At 25.7% G+C, this 19,871-nt stretch carries 21 protein-coding genes; 18 read left to right on the plus strand and 3 right to left on the minus strand.

The genetic code is table 11. The features are described from left to right. The first annotated feature begins 302 nt into the window (after window positions 1–302). The 15 genes from MBORA_RS10080 (at window position 303) to MBORA_RS00150 (ending at window position 15,585) form a co-directional block, all read left to right on the plus strand. On the plus strand, window positions 303–395 hold the full coding sequence (locus MBORA_RS10080) for a hypothetical protein (protein ID WP_231475858.1): 93 nt from the start codon (window positions 303–305) through the stop codon (window positions 393–395). 309 nt (window positions 396–704) lie between these two features. Beyond that, a complete protein-coding gene (locus MBORA_RS00085) occupies window positions 705–1,724 on the plus strand; it encodes a glycosyltransferase family 2 protein (RefSeq protein WP_042692512.1) in 1,020 nt (339 codons plus the stop codon). A 10-nt stretch (window positions 1,725–1,734) separates the two neighbouring features. Beyond that, window positions 1,735–2,877, plus strand: a complete 1,143-nt coding sequence (locus tag MBORA_RS00090; protein WP_063720056.1) for a glycosyltransferase family 2 protein — start codon at window positions 1,735–1,737, stop codon at window positions 2,875–2,877. Beyond that, window positions 2,870–3,985, plus strand: a complete 1,116-nt coding sequence (locus tag MBORA_RS00095) for a glycosyltransferase family 2 protein (RefSeq protein ID WP_052331775.1) — start codon at window positions 2,870–2,872, stop codon at window positions 3,983–3,985. Before MBORA_RS00090 ends, MBORA_RS00095 begins: the two co-directional genes overlap by 8 nt. A 3-nt stretch (window positions 3,986–3,988) precedes the next feature. Continuing rightward, window positions 3,989–5,245: a glycosyltransferase family 2 protein gene (locus MBORA_RS00100; RefSeq protein WP_063720057.1), complete on the plus strand. Its 1,257-nt coding sequence runs from the start codon at window positions 3,989–3,991 to the stop codon at window positions 5,243–5,245. A 10-nt stretch (window positions 5,246–5,255) separates the two neighbouring features. Then, window positions 5,256–6,578 carry a UDP-glucose dehydrogenase family protein gene (locus tag MBORA_RS00105; protein WP_063720058.1) on the plus strand — a complete coding sequence of 441 codons (1,323 nt, stop codon included), beginning with the start codon at window positions 5,256–5,258 and terminating at the stop codon, window positions 6,576–6,578. Window positions 6,579–6,581: 3 nt separating this feature from the next. Next, the gene (locus tag MBORA_RS00110; RefSeq protein ID WP_042692509.1) at window positions 6,582–7,943 is read left to right on the plus strand and encodes a glycosyltransferase family protein; all 1,362 of its coding nucleotides are present in this window, start codon (window positions 6,582–6,584) and stop codon (window positions 7,941–7,943) included. An 8-nt stretch (window positions 7,944–7,951) separates the two neighbouring features. Continuing rightward, window positions 7,952–9,058: a glycosyltransferase family 2 protein gene (locus MBORA_RS00115; protein WP_063720059.1), complete on the plus strand. Its 1,107-nt coding sequence runs from the start codon at window positions 7,952–7,954 to the stop codon at window positions 9,056–9,058. A 536-nt stretch (window positions 9,059–9,594) separates the two neighbouring features. Beyond that, window positions 9,595–10,272: an epoxyqueuosine reductase gene (locus MBORA_RS00120; RefSeq protein ID WP_042692506.1), complete on the plus strand. Its 678-nt coding sequence runs from the start codon at window positions 9,595–9,597 to the stop codon at window positions 10,270–10,272. Between the two features lie 109 nt (window positions 10,273–10,381). Next, complete coding sequence (locus tag MBORA_RS00125; RefSeq protein ID WP_063720060.1) at window positions 10,382–11,212, plus strand: amino acid ABC transporter substrate-binding protein; 831 nt, start codon at window positions 10,382–10,384, stop codon at window positions 11,210–11,212. Window positions 11,213–11,239: 27 nt separating this feature from the next. After that, complete coding sequence (locus tag MBORA_RS00130; RefSeq protein WP_042692503.1) at window positions 11,240–11,890, plus strand: amino acid ABC transporter permease; 651 nt, start codon at window positions 11,240–11,242, stop codon at window positions 11,888–11,890. Window positions 11,891–11,902: 12 nt separating this feature from the next. Next, window positions 11,903–12,586: an amino acid ABC transporter ATP-binding protein gene (locus tag MBORA_RS00135; RefSeq protein ID WP_042692500.1), complete on the plus strand. Its 684-nt coding sequence runs from the start codon at window positions 11,903–11,905 to the stop codon at window positions 12,584–12,586. Between the two features lie 211 nt (window positions 12,587–12,797). Further along, window positions 12,798–13,784, plus strand: coding sequence for a zinc-ribbon domain-containing protein (locus tag MBORA_RS00140; protein WP_042692497.1), 987 nt, complete (start codon window positions 12,798–12,800; stop codon window positions 13,782–13,784). 58 nt (window positions 13,785–13,842) lie between these two features. Further along, window positions 13,843–14,898: a zinc ribbon domain-containing protein gene (locus tag MBORA_RS00145; protein WP_042692494.1), complete on the plus strand. Its 1,056-nt coding sequence runs from the start codon at window positions 13,843–13,845 to the stop codon at window positions 14,896–14,898. A gap of 27 nt (window positions 14,899–14,925) precedes the next feature. After that, window positions 14,926–15,585 (plus strand): uracil-DNA glycosylase, encoded by a 660-nt coding sequence (locus MBORA_RS00150; RefSeq protein ID WP_198643698.1) that lies wholly within the window; start codon window positions 14,926–14,928, stop codon window positions 15,583–15,585. 217 nt (window positions 15,586–15,802) lie between these two features. Here MBORA_RS00150 and MBORA_RS00155 read toward each other — a convergent pair whose 3' ends face one another. Continuing rightward, window positions 15,803–16,354 (minus strand): manganese efflux pump MntP, encoded by a 552-nt coding sequence (locus tag MBORA_RS00155; protein WP_042692490.1) that lies wholly within the window; start codon window positions 16,352–16,354, stop codon window positions 15,803–15,805. 56 nt (window positions 16,355–16,410) lie between these two features. Here MBORA_RS00155 and MBORA_RS00160 point away from each other — a divergent pair, with 56 nt between their 5' ends. Next, a complete protein-coding gene (locus tag MBORA_RS00160) occupies window positions 16,411–17,304 on the plus strand; it encodes an SLAC1 family transporter (protein ID WP_169805450.1) in 894 nt (297 codons plus the stop codon). Here the strand turns inward: MBORA_RS00160 and MBORA_RS00165 are convergent. Both MBORA_RS00165 and MBORA_RS00170 read right to left on the minus strand, forming a co-directional pair. After that, window positions 17,266–17,682 carry an NUDIX domain-containing protein gene (locus MBORA_RS00165; protein WP_042692485.1) on the minus strand — a complete coding sequence of 139 codons (417 nt, stop codon included), beginning with the start codon at window positions 17,680–17,682 and terminating at the stop codon, window positions 17,266–17,268. The genes MBORA_RS00160 and MBORA_RS00165 overlap by 39 nt on opposite strands. Before the next feature lie 47 nt (window positions 17,683–17,729). Next, on the minus strand, window positions 17,730–18,050 hold the full coding sequence (locus MBORA_RS00170) for a DMT family transporter (RefSeq protein ID WP_042692482.1): 321 nt from the start codon (window positions 18,048–18,050) through the stop codon (window positions 17,730–17,732). Window positions 18,051–18,182: 132 nt separating this feature from the next. Between MBORA_RS00170 and MBORA_RS00175 the strand changes: the two genes are divergently transcribed. Both MBORA_RS00175 and MBORA_RS00180 read left to right on the plus strand, forming a co-directional pair. Further along, on the plus strand, window positions 18,183–19,151 hold the full coding sequence (locus MBORA_RS00175; protein ID WP_042692478.1) for an NAD(P)H-dependent glycerol-3-phosphate dehydrogenase: 969 nt from the start codon (window positions 18,183–18,185) through the stop codon (window positions 19,149–19,151). A gap of 9 nt (window positions 19,152–19,160) precedes the next feature. After that, window positions 19,161–19,856 carry an IspD/TarI family cytidylyltransferase gene (locus MBORA_RS00180; RefSeq protein ID WP_042692475.1) on the plus strand — a complete coding sequence of 232 codons (696 nt, stop codon included), beginning with the start codon at window positions 19,161–19,163 and terminating at the stop codon, window positions 19,854–19,856. Window positions 19,857–19,871: the final 15 nt, after the last annotated feature.

A 19,871-nucleotide genomic window follows, 5' to 3' on the forward strand; every position in this document is an offset into this window, starting at 1 on the left:
TAATGCTTTAAATCAGCTTTAACTTCATGAATTTTAGAAAGTGGGATATCTTTATTAATATAAGCATTTCTACTCATATTACTATTTTAGTCACATTTAATATAAATATTTTTTGTCTAAAACTATATTTTACTAATTTCGAAGATAAAATAATTAAATATGATAATTTTAAAATAAAAATCTTCGAAGATAATAATAAAATATTTATTATTAAAACTAATTAAAATAATGATTAAGATTTGTATGGATGATATAAACCCTTTAAGTATATTATTCCTGTATATAATACTGAAGAATATTTAATAGATTGTTTAGATAGTGTTAAATCAACATTATCTGGCATTGAAATAATTTGCATTAATAATAAAACAACGGATAATTCTCTAATATACTGAAGAATATATTTGTAGGAATTTGTATCTTTTTATATTATTATTGTTAGTTAAAGTATTTTTCCAGTTTTATAATATTTTAGATTATGTTGAAAAATCAGTAAATATAATTAGTTAATCAGGAATTTTTTAGGAACTTAGATGATTTCACTTTATATAATTTATTTTATTATTATGATTTATTTTCAAAATTAAAGTTAGTAATTTATCTAAGGGGATTATTAATTAAGTTTTTTTTAAAATTCTATAATCTAGTCTTCTTTAAATATTATTAATTAGAAAATTATTACTAAATATTCTATTGTGGTGTTTATGATTAAAGTTTCTGTTGTTATTCCTGTTTATAATGTTGAAGATTTTTTAGAGGAATGTTTAGATAGTGTTATTAATCAAACTTTAGAGGATATTGAAGTTATTTGTATTGACGATGGATCAACTGATAATTCCTTAGAAATTCTTAATAACTATTCAAAAAAAGATAGTAGAATCCAAATAATAATTCAGGAAAATCAGGGGCATGCTGTAGCTACAAATAATGGAATAAAATTAGCTAAGGGTAAATATTTATTTTTAATGGATTCAGATGATATTTTAGAGTTAAATGCTCTTGAAGAGACATATAATGTAGCTGACGGGGATAATTTGGACTTTGTTATTTTTCAAGCAGTTAATTATTACATGGATACTAAACTTGTTAGAAGCGAGAAATATAGTATGAATGCTTTAGCGGATTATGTTGGAGATAGAGTTTTTAATTATAAGGATATTAAAGAATTTATATTTAAAATTACTGTTACACCTTGGAGTAAATTATATAATAGGGAATTTATTTTAAATTCAGATGCTAAATTTCCAGATGGTCTTATTTTTGATGATAATGTATTTTTCTTTGATATTCTCTTTTCTGCTAAAAGAATTGGATTTTTAAAGAAACATTTATTTAAAAGACGTTGGCATTCATCATCTTCAACTACTTATGGCGGTTCTAAATTTATTGATTATATAAAGATTTCAAACTTAATATGGGACGTTTTTAAAAAACATGATGTTTTTGATGAATTTAAGGAAGGACTTTATTCTAAAAAAACAGCTACGGTTTATTATTGGTATAAAAAGATTAATGATAAGTTTAAGCAAGATTATTTTAATGAAATGAAAAAAGATTATCTTAAATTAGCTAATAATAAAGATTTTATATATAATTTAAATAAAAATAATAAATTAATATTTGAAAGTGTTTTAAAATCAAATAATTATCATGAGTTTGATTTAAAAATGAAAAATAAAAAATCTATTAGTTCAATTTTGGATAAAATTTTAAGATTTTTTTAAATGTGATATTATGGTAAAAGTTTCAGTTATTATTCCAGTTTATAATGCTTCTAATTATCTAAAAGAATCTCTTAATTCTATTTTAAATCAGACATTAGATGATATTGAAGTTATTTGTGTTGATGATGATTCACAAGATAATTCATATGATATTTTAGTTGATTTTGCATCTAAGAATAGTAATATTTTAGTTTTAAATCAAAAACATAATGGTGGTGGAGCTGCTCGTAATATGGCTTTAAAACATGCTAAAGGTAAATATATTTATTTTATGGATGCTGATGATATTTTAGATAAAAAAGCTTTGGATGAGTTTTATCATATAGCAGAAGAAAAATCGCTTGATTTTTTAATTTTTCAAGCTATTAATTATGATGATGATACTGGAGAGTATTTTGAAACTGCTAAATATTCAATGAATAAGTTATATGATTTTGTAGAGGATAATATCTTTTCTTTTGATGATTTAGGAGATTATATTTTTAATGTTAATATGACTCCTTGGTGTAAGTTTTATAATCGAGAATTTATTTTAAAAACTGGTGCTAGATTTGCTGAGGGATTGATTTTTCATGATAATATTTTTCATTGGCAAATGTTTTTCGATGCAAAAAGAATATATTTTTATAAAAAATCTTACTATACAAGAAGAAGACATTCTAAATCATCAACAGGGGCTTGTGATGAACGTCATATTAACACAATTAAAATAAACAATCTAATTATTCAGGAATTTATTAATCACGGATATTTTGATAAATATAAAAAAAAATTATATAATAAAAAATTAAATACTATTTTTTTAAGATACTCTGAGATTCAAGATCAGTTTAAATCCTCTTTTTATGATGCTATGAAGAAAGATTTTTCTAAAATTCTAAATCATGAAAAATACGATGAAGTTATGCACTGTTTAAATGAACTTAATAAAGACAGGTTTACAAGTGTAATTAAAGCCGATAATTTTGAAGAATTTGAATTATTACTTTTAAACGTTGATTTGAGAAATGAAAATAGAAAATTAAAAGTTAAAAATAGAAAATTAAAAAAAGATGTAAAAAAAGCCAAGAAGTTAAATAAGTCAATTATCAATTCTAATAGTTGGAAATTAACTAAACCTTTAAGAGCTTTAAAAAGGTGGCATGATGCCTAAGGTTTCTGTTATTATTCCAGTTTATAATGCTCAAAAATATTTAAAAGAAGCATTAGACAGTGTTTTGAATCAAAGTTTAAAAAGTATAGAAGTTATTTGTATTGATGACGGGTCAATCGATAATTCTTTTAATATTTTAAATGAATATTCATTAAAGGATAATCGTATTAAAATATTTAAACAAGAAAATAAAGGTGCAGGAGCTGCCCGTAATTTTGCTTTAAATCAATCTAAGGGTAAATATATTTATTTTATGGATGCTGATGATATTTTAGATACAAATGCTTTAAAACAGTTTTATAAAATATCAGAAGAAAATTCACTTGATTTTTTAATTTTCCAGGCTATTAATTATAATGAAGAAAAAAGCACTTATTATAATATTCCAATATATTTAATGGATGATTTAATAAATGATAAAGTATTTTCTTTTGATGAATTAGATGATAATATTTTTAAGATCAATGTAACTGCATGGTCTAAGTTTTACAATAAAGACTATTTATTAAAAATCGGTGCAATTTTTCCCGAGGGAGTAATATTTGAGGATAATTTATTTTTTTGGAAAACAATGTTTCATGCAAAAAGAATATTATTTTACAAAAAATGTTTATATATTCATAGAATACACTTAAAATCATCAACTAGACTTTGTGATGAACGTTTTATTGATACAATTAAAATTAATAATTTAATTGTCCAAGAATTTATTAATGAAGGATATTTTGATAAATATAAAAAAGAATTATTTAATAAAAAGGTAATGCTTACATCTGTTAGATATAGAACTGTTCATGAGGATTTTAAGAAGTATTTTTACGAAAAAATAGTGGAAGATTTTACAAAAATTCTTAATCATGAATATTATGATGATTTTAGAGATAGTTTAGGTGAAATCAATACTCTTAGATTTGAAAATGCAATTTTATCAAAGAATTTCAAAGAATATGATTTAAAAAGCCAATATATCGAACTTAAACGTGAAAATAGGGAAATTTTAAAAGAAAATAATAGCTTAAAAAGGCAGATTAATAAGTTAAATAAGAAAAATAAGCAATTATTATCTTCAAAAAGTTGGAAGATTACTAAAATATTTAGGAGAAATTAAATAATGGTTAAAATTTCTATTATAATTCCAGTTTATAATGCAAGTAAGTACCTTAAAGAAACAATAATGAGTGTGGTTAATCAATCATTTAAAGATTTTGAGATTATTTGCATTGATGATGGATCATTAGATAATTCGTTAGAAATTTTAAATGAATTATCTGATAATTATAATCATGTTAAAATACTTAAACAATTTAATCAAGGGGCAGGTAAAGCTCGTAATTATGGTTTAGATGAAGCTAAAGGGGATTATGTTGCTTTTTTAGATGCTGATGATATTTATGTTGATGAACATGCATTGGAAATGCTTTATAAGGTAGCTATTGAAAATGATGCTGATATTGTTTGTGGGAATTTGAAAAAAATCACACAAGATCGGGTTTTAATCGATAATCCTAATTGTAAGGAGAATAATTATTATTGTTTTGATGAGTTTTGCACTATTTCTCCTGCTGAATATGGTGTCCCATGGGCGTTTTATAAAAATATTTTTAAAAAATCTTTTTTAGATGATAATAACATACGATTTAAGGATTTAATTAGAGGTCAAGATCCTGTATTTCTATCTGAGGCATTAGCTAATGTGGAAGTTCTTTATGGTGTTCCAGTTGATTTTTATGCATATATGTTTCCTCTTAGAGGAAAGCCTTATTATAAAGTTAACACTAGCTTAAAAAAATTACATTATATTACCCATTATAAAGATACTTTTGATATTTTAGAAAAAGCAGGTTTATTTAATTTATCTGAACAATATAAGCCTAAATTTATTAAATATCTTAATTATTCTATTAAAACTCAAAACCTTGAAATTTATAAATTGGTTATAGATGTTTTTGGTAAAAATAATGATTACTTTGATAACTTTCAAAATGAATATAATTTATTTATTGCATCTCATATGATGCATATGCTTTTAATTAATGATAATAATGATTATTTTAATAAAATACGTGAAGAACTTAATAATTTGGATATATTGAATAATAATTTGCTTCCAATTGAGCTATATGAAAATATTAAATTATTATTTGAAGCTACTAATTATAAAGAATATAAAAATAAATATTTTAAATTAAAAATAAGTCAGATTAAAAGAGAATATGATTTATTAACTGAAAAGAACAATTCATTAATAGATGAAAATACAAAATTAAATAGTAAGTTAAAAAATCAAAAAGAATTAACAAATGCTCTTTTAAATTCAAAAAGTTGGAAAATAACAAGTGTTTTAAGAAAAATTAAAAAACAACATTAAGGATGGTATTGTGAATATTACAGTTATTGGTGCTGGTTATGTAGGTATTGTAACTTGTGCATGTTTTTCAAAGATGGGAAATAAAGTTTATTGTGTTGATATTGATAATCAAAAAATTAATAACCTTAAAAATAACATAATGCCTATTTATGAACCTAATTTAAAAACACTTGTTAAGGAATGTCAAAATAAAAACGATTTATTATTTACAAATAATCTTAAAGAAGCATTAGATGACTCAAATATTATTTTTATAGCTGTAGGTACTCCAATGGATGATGATGGAAGTGTTAATTTAGATTATATTTTTTCTGCTGCTCGTGATATTGCAAATAATATTACTAGAGATTCCTTAGTTGTTGTTAAATCAACAGTACCAGTAGGGACATGTTTTAAAATAAAAAAATACATTGAAAATATTCTTGATGAAAAAAATTCTTCAGTTAAAATTAATATTGCATCAAATCCAGAATTTTTAAAGGAGGGTAATGCTATTGAAGACTGTTTACATCCAGATCGTGTGATAATTGGGTGTGATAATTATGAAATTTATGAAATTTTAAAAGATTTATATTCTTCTTTTGTTTTAAATCATGATAGATTTATTTTTATGGATATTAAAAGTGCTGAAATGACTAAATATGTTTCTAATGCAATGCTTGCTACTAAAATTTCATTTATGAATGAAATAGCTAATATTTGTGATGTTACAGGAGTTAATATTAAAAACATTCGCTTAGGTGTTGGTTCCGATAAAAGAATTGGTTATGATTATATTTATTCTGGATGTGGATATGGAGGAAGTTGTTTTTCAAAAGATGTTCGTGCACTAATTAAAACTGCTGAAAATAATGGTTATAGAACAAACATATTACCTAATGTTGAGATGGTCAATAAAAAACAGAAAATGCTTTTAATAAGAAAGATTGTAGATAAATTTGGTGAAGATTTATCAGCTCTTAATTTTGCTATTTGGGGTCTTTCATTTAAACCAGATACGGATGATGTAAGGGAAGCTACATCACTTGTTGTAATCTCAGAAATTATTAAAAAAGGCGGTAAAGTCAAAGTATATGATCCTAAAGCTCAAAGTGAATTTAAAAAAGAGATTTCCAACGACTATCTAAGTTCTATCGAATTTACAAATAACCGTTATGATGCTTTAAATGATTGTGATGCATTAGTTTTAATTACTGAATGGAAAGAATTTAGAAATCCTGATTTTGATATTTTATCAAAAAGATTAAAGCGAAAAATCATTTTTGATGGCAGGAACATTTACAATAAACGAATTATAAATTTAGGCTTTGAATTATATCAAATTGGATGCTAGATTATGAATAAAACATTAGTTATATCTTATTTTTTCCCACCAAGTAATTTTACATCAGCAGTTGTTCAAGCCAAACGAATTATATCAAATAAGGAACATGTTGATTTATTATATGTAGATGATGGAGGTAGCTACAATAGCTTAAGAGAGTTGGTCGATGAGTTCATTGATTTAAAAATCCCGATTAAGATTAATGCTGAAAACAAACTGGATATAATTAAAGAATTTAATAATTCAATTTCGCATATTAAAAAAGATTATAGTGCTGTTTATAGTAGGTCATGGCCTGAATATAATCATTTTTTAGCTTTAGAATATAAACTTGAAAATCCTAATGTTCTTTGGAGGGCTGAGTTTTCAGATCCTATTTTTGTTAATATTGATAATTCAAGAAGAAAAAACAAACTAAATTTTGATGATGACTATATTAATAAAGTTAATAGTAAAATAGCTAAATTAAATAAGGACTTACCATTGATAGCTAATCCTGTTAATACATTTGCCTTAGTTGAGTATTTAACATTTATTTTTGCTGATGAAATAATTTTTACTAATTATAATCAAAGAGAGATCATGTTAAAATCATCGCCATGGGATGTTTATGATTTGGTTGTGTCTAAATCAATTATTAAGGCTCATCCAACACTCGATAATGATTATTACAATATTAAATCATCAGATATTGATTTAGATGATGATTGTATTAATATTGCTTATTTTGGAAATGACTATTATAGTCAAAGACATTTTGAAAGCTTATTTTACGCTTATGATTCATTAGTTCACAAATATAAGAATAAAATTAAGTTTTATTTCTTTTTATCTAATGATAAATTATTTAGATTATTTATTAAAGATTTAGAAATAACTAATAACATCATTATTAAAAAACCGATTGATTATTTGGAATTTTTAAATGCGTGTAATAAATTTGATGTTTTACTTGTAAATGATGTTATTACTAATTATTCATTTGAATTTAACCCATATTTGCCATCAAAACTTGCTGATTATTTAGGCTCTAGTAGTGATATTTGGGCAATCTGTGAAAGTGGCAGTATTTTATGTGGTGTTGATTGTAGATATAAATCTGATATTCATGATTATGACTCTTCTCGAGAAGTATTGCTTAAATTATTAAATGATTATAATTTGTCCGATGAAAACTTTGAATTTAATAGTGGCTATGTAGATTATAGGCTAACAATTTTAAATGAATTAGTTGAAGAGGAATATAATAAAAATGTCAAGCTAAATAAACAAATCAAATCTCTTAAGGGTCAACTTAAACATGTAAGGAATAAAAATAATGAAATGTTATCATCAAAGAGTTGGAAGTTAACAAAAATATTTAGAAAAAAATAGGTAAAATCATGACAAAAATATCTGTTATAGTTCCAGTTTATAATGTTGAAGACTATTTAGGTGAATGCTTAGATAGTCTAATCACACAAACACTTAGTGACATTGAAATAATTTGCATAAATGATGGATCTACAGATAATTCTCTAGAAATATTAACTAACTACTCAAAAAGGGACTCAAGAATTAAAATCATAACACAAGAAAATAAAGGACTATCAAGTGCTAGAAATCGGGGTTTTGAATTTATAAATGGCAAATACACTTATTTTATAGATAGTGATGATATTTTAAAGTCAGATGCATTAGAAAAGCTATATAATTTGGCTTGTGATAAAAACACTGATTTTATAATTTTTAAATTAATCAACTTTGACAGCGAAACTAAAGAATTTTCTAAAAACGATTACTTTGAGGCTAAAAAATTAGCTAAACGGGTTGAAAATAAAGTATTTAATTATAAAGACATTATTGATATTGTATTTTCAACACCTGTAAGTACTCCTGGAAATTTCTATAAAAGTGAATTTGTAAAAAACTTTCGATTTATTGAAAATAAGATATTTGAAGATAACTTATTCTTTGCAGAATGTATTTTCAATGCAAAAAGAGTCTATTTTTTAAACCAACATTTATATTACAGAAGAATAAGACCAGATTCAATTACAACAACACCTACAAAAAATTATGTAGACAGAATTTATATTTCAAATCGGATTTTTGATTTAACAAAGAAATTAAATCTTTTTGAAGATTGTAAAAAACAGCTCTACAATAAAAAGATTAATCTAGCTTATAATTATTTGTTTGAGCTAGAAGGTGAAGATAGAGAATATTTTTTTAGTGAGGTTAAAAAGGATTTTCAAAACAAGAAAGAAGAGTTTGAAGGGGATCATGATTTTTTAAAAGTTTTATATCCAAAATCAAAGAAAATATTCTATGCAGGATTATCATCTACTTCCGCTAATGAATTTAAATTAGCTGTTGAGAGTGAAACATCGGATCATAGTGTCACATTAGAAAAAGAAAATGATGGCTTTAAGAAAAAAATAAAAAAGGATTTTAAATCATTAATTCCTTTTAAAAATATTAATTTTAAATTTTTAAAGTTTAAATGACATTATAGCTAATAAATGTAAGTTTTAGGTTAATTATGCAATATATGATATTATAATGTTCATATTTTAGCTAAATAACAATTGTTGGGGGGAGCTTATAATGGGATTCGATAAAGAATAATTTAAAAAATTATTGCATTATATCATACACAAATGTGGATTAAACCCGAATGTAGGAAAAACAGTAATTTACAAATTATTATATTTTTCAGATTTCAATTGCTTTGAACTATATGAAAAAGCATTAACTAATGAAAAATATAGAAAATTACCCTATATAGAGTAAGAAATTATGACTCAAACTGATGCGGGTTATGACAAAAATACTGAAAATGATGAATATTTTCGTATTGCTGGTTTAGATAAATGCATGACATTACCTGCTTTTGTTGCTAATGTTATCTAATTGTGAAAAAATGAATTAAATTGGTTTGGATAATAAAGTTATTAAAGAACAAATAAAAAATTATAATCATGAAATTCCTTTAAATTAATTTAGTAATTATATATGCTAAAATTAAAATCAGGTAGTAATCATGGTATTTGAAATGGAACTTAAAAAGTATTTATTGGATTTAGGTGTAAGTAAAGTTGGGTTTGCAGATATAGATGGCTTAGCATCTGATTTTTTAGATTTACCTAATGGAATTAGTCTTATTTTAAAACTTCCTAAAAAATGCGTTGATTATATTGAAAATGATGAATATGATAAATATTGGATGCTATTTCACAAAACAATGGCTGAAATTACTAAAATTGCACTTTTGGGTGAGGAATTTATTAAAAATAAAGGTTATAATGCTTTTGCTCTTACAATGGATAGAAATGAATGTGATATGGAAAAATTATTAAGCATTTTACCTTTAAAAACAATAGCTACAAAATCAGGCCTTGGTTGGATTGGTAGGTCTTCTCTTTTTGTATGTGAGGAATATGGCTCAGCGGTTTGTCTTTCGGGTATTTTAACTGATATGCCAATTGAATTTGCACATTCAATTGAAGATTCTTATTGTGATGATTGTGAAGAATGCCAAGATGCTTGTCCTGTTGCTGCAATTAACCCTACTAAGTGGAATTCACGGCTTAATAGATCAGATATTATAGATATTGAAGTTTGTAGTGAATATGTAATTGATCAATTTAGAAAAGGTAGTGGTTGTAGTAAATGTTTATCTGAGTGTAAATTAACTCAGGAATACTATAAGAAAATTTAGCTTTTTTTAAAATTAAATCTTATATAATTAAATATCTTAATGGATATAAAGTTAGACATAGATTAGATTACTCTATTCTATCTAGAAAAATATTTTTTTGGTGTAAATAATGAATAAAAAGATAGGTTTAATATTAGCTATAGTAATAATATTATTTTTAATAATAGGTACTGCTAGTGCTGGTTGGTTTGATGGTTTATTAGGAGGCCAATCAAGTTCTGATAATGATGATAAAACTCTTGTTGTTGGTTTTGATGCTGAATTTCCTCCATATGGATATAAGGATGATAATGGAAGTTATACTGGTTTTGATTTAGATTTAGCTAAAGAAGTCTGTAAAAGAAATAATTGGACATTTAAAGCACAACCAATTGATTGGGATGCAAAAGATGCTGAATTGGAATCTGGTTCTATTGATTGTATTTGGAATGGATTTACAATAAATGGTCGTGAAAATGATTACACATGGTCTGATGCATACATTGACAATAAGCAAGTTATTGTTGTAAAATCTGACTCTGATATTTCTTCTTTAGATGATCTAAAAGGTAAAACTGTAGAAACTCAAAAAGATTCCTCTGCTTTAGGTGCTCTTGAAGGAGACAATAAAACTTTAGCAGATACATTTGCAACCTTAACTCAAGTAGCTGATTATAATACTGCATTTATGGATTTAGAATCTGGAGTATGTGATGCTGTAGCTATTGATATTGGAGTTGCTCAATACCAAGTAAGTTCTAAAGAGAATCCTGATGATTATACTATTTTAAATGATACTATTTCATCTGAACAATATGGTATTGGATTTAAAAAAGGAAATACTGATTTAAAAGATCAGGTACAAAAAACTTTAGACGAAATGTTTAAAGATGGTACTGTAGCTAAAATTGCTGAAAAATATAGTGATTCTGGTGTTCCTGGGTCATTAATTACAAAATAAATTAGTTATTAGTTTTGGAGAGTAGTTATGATTTTAACAACAGCAATAAGTCAACTTTTTGGAGGTTTAATTACCTCAGTAGAAATATTTATACTTACTTTATTATTTTCAATCCCTCTTGGTTTTTTAGTAGCTGGTGGGAGAATGAGTCGTATAAAACCTTTAAGTGCTTTAATGAAGGTGTATATTTCTATTATGAGAGGTACTCCATTAATGTTGCAGTTAATTGTGATATTTTTCGCACCTTATTATATATTTGGTCTTAATTTATCTAGTGATTATAGATTTTTTGCAGTTATTATTGCATTTTCTATAAATTATGCTGCTTATTTTGCTGAGATATTTAGAGGTGGAATTGAGGCTATTCCAAAAGGTCAGTATGAAGCTGCTCAAGTTTTAGGATATAATAAACTAGAAACATTCTTCATTGTTATTCTACCTCAAGTAGTCAAAATTATTCTCCCTGCTGTAACAAATGAAGTAATTACTTTAGTAAAAGATACTTCTCTTTCATTTGTAATAGCTATTCCTGAGATGTTTACTGTAGCTAAACAAATTGCAGCTGCAGATGCATCTATTACAGCCCTTCTTGTTGCAGGTATATTTTATTATGTTTTCAATGCAGTTGTTGCTTTTGTAATGGCTCGCTTTGAGAAAAAATTAAGTTATTATGATTAGGGGGAATATTTAATGAGTTTATTAGAAATTAAAAATCTTAAAAAAAGTTTTAATGATGAAGTAGTTCTTAAAGATATCTCTCTTAATGTTGAAAAAGGTGAAGTATTATGTATTATTGGACCATCTGGGGCGGGTAAATCCACTTTACTTAGGTGTATTACAGGTCTTGAAACAAAAAATAGTGGTTTAATTAATTTTGATGGAACATTTGGATTAGTTTTCCAGAATTTTAATTTATTTCCTCATCATTCTGTTATGAAAAACATTACAAATGCACCTATTCGTGTTCAAAAAAGAGATAAGAAGGAAGTTTATGAAACTGCCCGTGATTTACTTAAAAAGATGGGACTAGAAAATAAAGAGAATGCTTATCCTTGTGAATTATCGGGTGGTCAACAACAAAGGGTTTCAATAGCTCGTGCATTGGCTATGAATCCCGATATCTTATTTTTTGATGAACCTACCTCGGCATTAGATCCAGAATTAACTGGTGAAATTTTAACTGTTATTCGTGATTTAGCTAGTATGAAGATGACTATGGTAATTGTAACTCATGAAATGAGTTTTGCTCAAAATGTTGCTGATACAATTATTTTCATGAATGATGGTGTGATTGCTGAAAAGGGTAGTCCTGAAGAGGTATTTACTTGTGAAAATCCTAGAATGAAAGAATTTTTAGGTAAATTTCATGATTAAGATATAATTTTTATTATATCTTCTTTTTTTATATTAGTATTACTTATTAGGATTATTATTCTTTAAGGAACTTCTTCTAGTTAATTGAATATTTGATTTATTTTTGTAAATTAAAAATATTCAAAATTAAATAATTTCTGCCAACCCTCACATTTATTTATAATTGTATATAAATTATTATTAAATAATAGTTTTTTTTTGGTGTCATGAAATGTTATGTCCAAAGTGTAAAACAGAAAATAGTGATTCGGCTAAGTTTTGTAAGACTTGTGGTGCACCTCTTAATTCAAAAACAATGAGCCATAAAAATGTAATTAATTCTTTTAGTTCTGATGAAATTAATAATAAAAATAAAAAGATTTTAATAGCTATTTTGGCTATTGTTGTTGTTAGTTTAGCTGGTGCTTTTATATTTTCTTCTGGAATTTTAGGTTCAAATGAAATACCTTTAGAAACACAAAATTTTGAAATATTTAAAATTGATGCTCCTGTTGGTTCTAAGTTCATTGAGTATACTTCAATGCCTAGTTATGCTAATATTGGTGGTTTTATTCTTCTTGAAAATGTTGGAAACTATTCACAAGAGGTATTTATGTTAGGAGTTTCAACATTAGAATTTTCTCTACCTCCATCTAATTTTGCTCTTGTTGATGGTGAGGGCGATATTAAAATTTATGAAAATTCATCGGTTAATTTGTATTTGGTGGAAAGGACTATTGATGGTTATACATTTTCTTTAATGGGTAATAATCTTGATTTATTAAAAAAGATGATTAATTCAGTTGAAATCACTGATAAAAATGCTTTAGCTAAGCAAAGTAGTTCTCAATCGACAAGTAACAACAACCCAACATCAAGTTCTAATCCAACTAGTTCTCCTTTAACTATTCAAGGTGGTAGTTTTTCAACAGGAAGTGGTTTATCTGATAAAACTGAGGCGTCTATTTATGTAGGTTCTGAACATGCTGGTGAAAAAGTTACAATTCAGATTTATTACAGTCGTGATGGTAATTCATTGAATAGTGGTAACATGGTTCAAAAAACTGTGGATTCATCAGGTTATATTCATGTAAATAGTGCTGATTCTTATAAGTATTATCCTGATTATGCTACAGTTAATGTTTATGATTCAAGTGGAAATCTTCAAGATAGTGTTAGTGTTAATTTAAGTCCAACTAGTGGAACTCAAACATTTTAAAAAATTTTATGTAGTTAGTTTAATAAAATATTATTAAATGAATATTTAGGTGTTTTAATTGTTATGTCCAAAGTGTAAAATTGAAAATAGTGATAATGCAAAGTTTTGTAAAAGCTGTGGAACACCTTTAGCTAAAAAAACTATTGATCATAAAAGTGTCATTGAATCTGTAAGTTCTAATAATTCTTCAAATAGTGATAATAAAAAGATGATAATGGCTATTTTGGCTATCGTAGTTATTGTTTTAGCGGGTACTTTTGTGTATTCTTCGGGTATTTTATCTCAAGATAATAATCCTAATAGTGTTGAGGTTCCTTTATCTAATTCTAACAGAAGTGTTGAAGTTCCTGTAAGAAATAGTGAAAATTCACAAGCAACAACCCAATCCACGAAAATTGAATTAAAAACTCAGAATTTTGGTGATGTTATAAAAATGTCAGTTCCTAAATCTTCTAATTTTATTGAAGATGGATCTGATATGAGTATTGTATTTTATTCTTATAGAAATACTGGTGATTATTCATATGATGCATATGCTTTAATGTTTTGCCCTATCAAACCGGATATGTCTGATAATTTTAATTTCATTAAAGTTGATGGTGATGTTAAGGTATACACATATAAAGATAATAGTAAGTTTTATGTTGTGGAAAAATCAATTGATGGATGTTATTTCTCATTAATGGGTGATAATTTAGATCTCTTAGAGAAAATGATTAATTCCATTGAAGTTACAAATAAAGATGCATTATCTTATTCAACTTCTAGCTATTATGATACTTCGTCTAATTTACCTTTAAGCATTTTAGGAGGTAGTATTAGTACTGGTAGTGGTTTATCTGATAAAACTGAGGCGTCTATTTATGTAGGTTCTAATCATGCTGGTGAGAAAGTTACAATTCAGATTTATTACAGTCGTGATGGTAATTCATTGAATAATGGGAATATGGTTCAAAAAACTGTGGATTCATCAGGTTATATTCATGTAAATAGTGCTGATTCTTATAAGTATTATCCTGATTCTGCAATTATTAATATCTATGATTCAAATGGAAATATGCAGGATAGTGTAACTGTTAGTTTAACTCCAAATAGCGGTAAACAAACGTTTTAACACTTTATCTTTTTTTTAATGGTTTTTATGATAGGTAATGATTGGGATATACTTTTAAAAGATGAATTTAATAAGGATTATTTTAAAAATTTAGAGGAATTTGTATTAAACGAGTATAATACTAAAACTATTTATCCTCCTTTTGGTGATATTTTCAATGCATTTAAATTAACTCCTTTTAGTGAAGTTAAAGTAGTTATTTTAGGTCAAGATCCATATCATGAGAAAGGTCAGGCTCATGGGCTTGCTTTTTCAACACCACCCAATAGACCTATTCCTCGTTCTCTTAAAAATATTTTTAAGGAGATTGCTAATGAGTATGGTTATCCTATTCCTGATTCTGGTTGTTTAGAGTCATGGGCTAACCAAGGAGTTTTTTTGTTAAATACTGTTTTAACTGTTGAGGAAGGTAATGCTAATTCTCATAGTAAATGTGGTTGGCAGACTTTTACTAATAATGTTATTAAACTTTTAAACAAAAAAGAAAGTCCTATTGTTTTTTTATTATGGGGAAAACAAGCTGAAGTTAAAAAGGAGTTATTAAATAATCCTAGTCATTTGGTTTTAGTTACTTCTCATCCAAGTCCATTTTCTGCTAGACGTGGATTTTTTAAATCTAATCATTTTAAATTAGCTAATGACTTTCTAAAAAAGAATAATATTTCTCAAATTAATTGGAAATTATAAAAAGGGGTTTTTGGTGTTTAATTGGCTGCTTAAACACCAAAAGGATACATGAAAGGGTGTTTTCATGTTTGATTTATAGAAATTTCTTTCTACTTTTTTTTGGAGATTGTATTTTTTGATTGATATATGATTAAAATTTAGGACAACCTAAATTTTTATCATCATACATACTTAGATTGTCATAGTATATAAACTTTTAGGTATGCCTAAATTTTTTTTATATTCCAAGTAAAATTTTAACACCAATTAGGATAAGTACGATTCCACCAACAATTTGGAATTTATCTCCAAAGTAATCTCCAACTTTTCTTCCAATGAATATTCCACATACACCGAATATAAAAGCAACGATTCCAATTATAAAACAGGATAATAAAAGAGGATCATTTAAAAGTGCAAATGTAATTCCCACAGCAAAAGCATCAATACTAGTTGCAATGGCAAGTAAGGTTAATTCTTTAAAACTAAATTCATCACTTATTTCTTCACCTCCACTTAAACTTTCTCTAATCATATTTAATCCAATTGCTAAAAGAAGTATAAATCCAACAATTGGAGAAAAAGATGAAATTAATGAGCTGATGGTATTTCCACATAAAAAGCCAAATACAGGCATCATAAATTGAAAACCACCAAAAAATAATCCGTAATATAAAATATGTTTATTTTCTAAGTTCTTCTGGGAAAATCCTTTTGTTAAGGATACACTAAATGCATCCATAGCAAGAGCTATGGCTACAACTATTATTGAAAGCAAATTTGTTGTCATTAACTTAATATTAAACTTTTAATCTATTTATATCATTTGATATAATAAGTATGTTTATGAACAAATTCTTTAATAACTTACCATTATCTATTAGTGGGATAATGCTTGCGATTTTATCATTAGGAAATATTTTCGAGAAGTTTAAATATATATTTTTAGCTTTAGGATTTATTATTCTATTATTACTTATTTTTAAGCTAATTTTTTCATTTAATTCTTTTAAAAGTGAATTAGATACAGTTATTGGATTAAGTAGTTTTGGTACTTTTTCAATGAGCCTAATGAGTATTAGTGCTTATTTTGCACCATTTACTCAAAGTTCAGTTCTTTTATGGTATTTAGCTATTTTAATTCATATTGTAATAATAATTTGTTTTACTAAAAAATACCTTTTTGATAGTTTTAATATTGAAGATGTTCATGCTTCATGGTGGATTGTCTATATTGGTCTTACAATGGCATCAATTACTTCTCCAGCACATAGCTTTAGTGAGTATGCATATATTTTCTTTAATTTCACTTTCGCATTAATGATACCTACATTAATATTGATTTCATACAGATACTTTAAGTTTCCTTTAAAGGAGGATAGTGCAAAACCATTAATTTGTATTTACACTGCATTATTTTCAATCCTTCTTGTAGGATATGTTAGTTCATATGAAATTGACAAAGTTTTCATAACTGTTATCTACATAATAGCAATAATATTTTATATTTTCTCATTTTACAACTTTGTAATTAATCAAAAAATAGAATTTTATCCAACATTTGCTGCATTTACATTTCCATTTGTAATATCAGCAATTGCAACAAAAGACGTTTATAATGTGTTTCAACTAGATTTTCTAGGATTCATATCAACGTTTGAAAATCTAATTGCATTAATACTTGTAATTTATATTTCATCATTATTTTTTAAACACTATTTTACTAGCATCACTAAGTAAATCCTGATTATAAAGTTCGTTTATTTCCTCTTTACTAAACCATTTGTAATCTTCATGTTCTGCACTAATTTTAACATTCTTAGATTTTGCATTAACCTTCATAATAAGTTGAATAGATTTAACTTCCTCACCACTTTTACAAGCAGTATAATCTCTTTGAATAGCATCAAATAAATTTTCAATAAAAATCTCTAAACCGGTTTCTTCCAGGTATTCTCTTCTTAAGGCTTCATCAAAAAATTCTCCTTTTTTAACTTTTCCACCAGGAATTTCCCATTTATGAGAGTCATGTTTAGATTTAGATCTAATTTTTAAAAGTAAAATTTCACCATCAATTTCACAGATTCCACGAACTGTTAATCCCCATTTGTCATTCATAATTTTTCACCTACTAAAATGTATATTAATTAAGATTTTTAAATAATTTATGAATTAGTTAATTTTAAACCAATAATTCCTAAAACAATCAAAGTGATGAATAATATTCTTAAAAAATTTGTTGATTCATTAAAAAATAATATTCCAATAAGTATCACACCAACAGCTCCAATTCCAGTCCAACAAGCATAAGCCGTCCCCATCGAAATAGTTTTAAATGAAAATGATAAAAAAACAATACTAAAAATCATTAAAATAGTAGTTAAAACGATATAATTAATTTTTGTAAAATTTTGGGAAAGTTCAAGTGAAATAACCCAGCCCATTTCAAAAATACCAGCTATTATTAAATAAATCCATGAATTCATACATTATTTTATATTAAAATGTATTTAATAATTATTTTGTTGGTAAAGAAATATGTTTATTATTAATTTTCAATAATATTTTAATATCTTTTTTTACATAGTTATAGTAATTAAAATTAATGAGGAATATTAATGTCTTTAAAAATTGGTGTGGTTGGTGCAGGAGCTATGGGAACTGCAATCTCACAAATTGTAGCTGAAAATACTAATGAACTTTTATTATATGCTAAGAGAAAAGAAATTTGTGATATGATCAATCAAACAAGATATAATTTAGAATACTATCCAAATATAGAATTACATAGAAATATAACTGCTGTCAATGATTTAAACGATTTAAAGGAATGCGAAATTATTTTCTTGTGTATTCCTTCGTCAACTATGAGAGAAATTGTTGAAAAATTAAATGAAATAATTCCACCTGAGTGTATTTTAGTTAGCACAGCTAAAGGTTTAGAACATTCTACTAATAAAAGAATGAGTGAAATAATTGAAGAAGTGATTAAAAGACCTGCAGTTGTGTTATCAGGACCGAATATTGCATCTGAAATGATGAAAAGTTTATTTAGTGCAACAACAATTGCAAGTTCCAATGAAAATTATTTAGATAAAGTATATTTAGCACTATCAAGTAATAAATTCAAAATAAATAAAAATAATGATATTATTGGAACTGAATATTGTGGTATTATTAAAAATGTTTTAGCAATTTCACAAGGTATTTTAGAGGGAATGGATATTAATGCTAATGCTAGATTTGCGGTTTTTACTAAGAGTTACACAGAAACAAAAGAGATAATTGAGGAATTAGGTGGTCTTAGAAAAACAGTAGATGATTATTGTGGTTTTGGAGATATAATAACTGCATCTACATTAAATGTAAGTAGAAATCATACTTTAGGTGTTCTTCGAGGACAAAATCTTATAATAGATGAAAAAGCATCTGGTGTGTTATTTGAAGGTAAAAACACATCTAAAATCCTAAAAAGAATATGTGATGATTTAAATATCAATGCTTTAACTGTTGATTTTGTTCATGAAATAATTATTGAAAACGAAAATCCAAAAGAAGCATTTATGAAATTATGGAATAAACTATGAGGAATTCAAATGGTATTTGCTGCAATATTAGCTGGAGGAATTGGTAAAAGATTAAATTGCCAAGAACCAAAACAATTTTTAAAAATTCATGGAATTCCAATTTTAGCTCATTCAATTGAAAAATTTGTTAGGGTAGATGAATTTAAAAAAATAATCATATCATCTCCAAAAGAATATATTAATGAAACTCAAGAATTAGTTAATAACTATTTTCCTTTAGATAAACGTTTAATTGTAATTGAAGGAGGAGTTGAAAGAAGAGATACAATATTAAATTCAATTGATTATGCTTTAAAAAATGGAGCAAATGATGATTCAGTTTTAGCAACACATGATGCAGCTAGGATTTTTGCAAGTCCTGATTTAATTAAAAAAAGCATAAAATATGCTCAAAAGTACGGTGCAGCAAGCCCAGTCATCCCTGCAACAGACGTGATTTTTGAGAGTAAAAATGGATCTAAACTTGATTTTGTGCCTTTAAGAGAAAATCTATATCATTCACAAACTCCACAAACATTTAATATTAAAAAATATTTAAAAATTTATAATGATTTGGAATTTGATGAAATTGAGAAATTAGATGAAGCAATGGTTTTATTTAATATGAAAGATGAATATGTTCATTTATTTGTAGGTGAAAAATCTAATTTTAAGATTACAAGACCATTTGATGTAAAAATAGCTGAAACAATGTTTAATGATTAATAATAGTATTGGGAT

It is taken from the genome of Methanobrevibacter oralis (assembly GCF_001639275.1).
GTDB classification, from domain to species: Archaea; Methanobacteriota; Methanobacteria; order Methanobacteriales; family Methanobacteriaceae; genus Methanocatella; species Methanocatella oralis.